1 pseudogene is annotated in these 783 nt (G+C 50.2%); it reads right to left on the bottom strand.

The annotated features are described in order from the left end of the window. Window positions 1–783, bottom strand: a pseudogene (locus CIK04_RS32340) (transketolase); the annotation flags it as partial.

Below are 783 nucleotides of genomic sequence, written 5' to 3'. Positions count from 1 at the left end.
TTGAAACCACACGCACTTTCTTACCTTCAGCGGTCAGTTGTTCTGCCGCTTTCACTGCTAGCTCAACTTCAGAACCGTCGCGTATGAGTCAGCTCAGGCTTACCATCGCTGTCTTTCAGGATATAACCACCTTTGGCGATGTCTGCCACTTGCTCAGCACTGCGTGGTTGCTGTGCTAGGTTTTGACGAGAGAAAATCAGTGCCGATGGACCATCTTTACGTTCAATCGCCAGTTTCCATGCAACTGCCGATTCCACTTGGTCACATGGACGCCATGTGCTCATGTTTGGCGTTAGACGCAGCGATGCGATTTGCTCAACCGGTTGGTGAGTTGGACCATCTTCGCCAAGACCGATAGAATCGTGCGTGTAAACTTGGATGTTTTGCACTTTCATCAGAGCGGCCATACGCATTGCGTTACGTGCGTATTCCATGAACATCAGGAAGGTTGCGCCGTAAGGTACGAAACCGCCGTGTAGCGCGATACCGTTCATGATCGCAGTCATACCAAATTCACGTACACCGTAGTGGATGTAGTTACCAGAGAAGTCGTTTGCTTCTAGCGATTTAGAACCCGACCACATGGTGAGGTTAGAAGGCGCTAGGTCAGCAGAGCCGCCCATGAATTCTGGCAGCATTTTACCAAACGCTTCTAGCGCGTTTTGTGATGCTTTACGTGATGCGATGTTCGCTGGGTTTGCTTGAAGATCTGCAATGATTTGGTTTGCTTTCTCTTCCCACTGAGCTGGAAGCTCGCCATTTACGCGGCGTTTGAACTCTGCG

Source organism: Vibrio sp. 03_296, from assembly GCF_002265885.1.
Note: the sequence above shows the minus strand (reverse complement) of the source record. Positions and strands in the feature narration are given on the sequence as shown.